The sequence below is a fragment of the Shewanella sp. GutDb-MelDb genome (assembly GCF_002836075.1).
In the GTDB taxonomy this organism is placed as follows: Bacteria; Pseudomonadota; Gammaproteobacteria; order Enterobacterales; family Shewanellaceae; genus Shewanella.
The window spans coordinates 1-1,380 of record NZ_PJBM01000079.1 but is presented as its reverse complement, the minus strand read 5'-3'; the positions used below and the strand labels follow the sequence as shown (position 1 = coordinate 1,380).

Below are 1,380 nucleotides of genomic sequence, written 5' to 3'. Positions count from 1 at the left end.
GGAGGACGATCCCGTCTTCCGCAAAATTGTTACGGCTTTTTTAGAGAGCCGAGGTGCCATTATTATCGAAGCAGATGATGGCGAACTAGGGTTAAATTGTTTTAAAAAACAAGATTTCGATGTTGTACTAGCTGATTTAAGCATGCCAAACCTTGGCGGCTTAGAAATGCTAAAGGCCATGAATAAATACCGTCCAGGTACCCCCTCTATTATCATTTCTGGCAATCAAGCAATGTCTAATGTGGTTGATGCACTTAGAAACGGCGCCAGTGATTATCTGGTAAAACCTGTAGCGGATCTGTACCTCATCGAAAATGCGATTCAAGAGTGTTTAAATGGCTCATTGGAGGAGTCATTACAAATTGATGAATTGGAATCGCTGTCTTACATGGAGTTAAATCAGAACCTTGAGCTGTTAGAGCAAAGCGAGGAAGCGGCTAAAAGCGTACAGCAACAACTCTTCCCGCCAAGTCGAATCGAGTACAGTAAAGCCGCCATAGATTATAGTCTGTTTAATACTAACGAAGTCAGTGCCCATTTTATCGATACTGCCATGTTAGACGATAGTCACATCATGATGTACATGGCACATTTTCACCCTCACGATAATCGTGCAGCCTTTGCAAGTGTTTTGCTAAAGAGTTTTGTCAATCATAAGCTTAAGCGCTATCAGAACAAATTGTCGACAGTGATAGCAGAGCCTTTCAATATGCTAAGTTATCTCAATGATCGGATGCTAAAATCCGGTCTAGATATTTACGTTGATATGACTTACGTGGTGATCAATCTCAGTAATTACCGCGTTGCAATAGCCCAAGCTGGCGCAGAGTTTCGTTGTTATCTGCGAAACAGTGAAGGGTTGTCGCCACTGGCATTAGCCGAAACACTGCAACTTGGCATGGTAAACTGGGGAAACCCCTCCATTCAGTTTCGAACCCTGATGCCAGGTGAGCAATTGTGTATATCTACCAATGTTACTGAACACAAACGACAACTGCTGAACGACCAATTCCACGGCCTTATCCATGACACCAACACCCCCCCAGGCGGTTATATTCAGCTTTCGGCGTCTTGAGGTCGAAAGCTAGGACGGTTAGAAGCCGGATAAATACCGGATAAATGCCGGATAAATACCGGATAAATACCGATTAAGAGCCGATTTAAAGACGGTTCGAGCAGAGACTTAAGAGCCGGTTAAGAGCAGGTTTAAAGACGGTTCGAGCAGAGACTTGAGAGAAGGTTTGGAGCCGATTTAAAGATGGTTCGAGCAGAGACTTGAGAGCCGGTTTGGAGCCGGATAGTGCTGAGATGATACAGACTGAGACGATACAGGCTGAGACGATACAGGCTGAGACGATACAGGCTGAGACGATACAGGCT

The 1,380-nt window shown here is 44.6% G+C and carries 1 protein-coding gene; it reads left to right on the top strand.

Annotated elements, in window-relative coordinates; genetic code table 11:
* A partial coding sequence (locus CXF82_RS01405) for a response regulator (protein WP_102043557.1) occupies positions 1-1,075 on the top strand: 1,075 nt, incomplete at its 5' end.
* Positions 1,076-1,380: the final 305 nt, after the last annotated feature.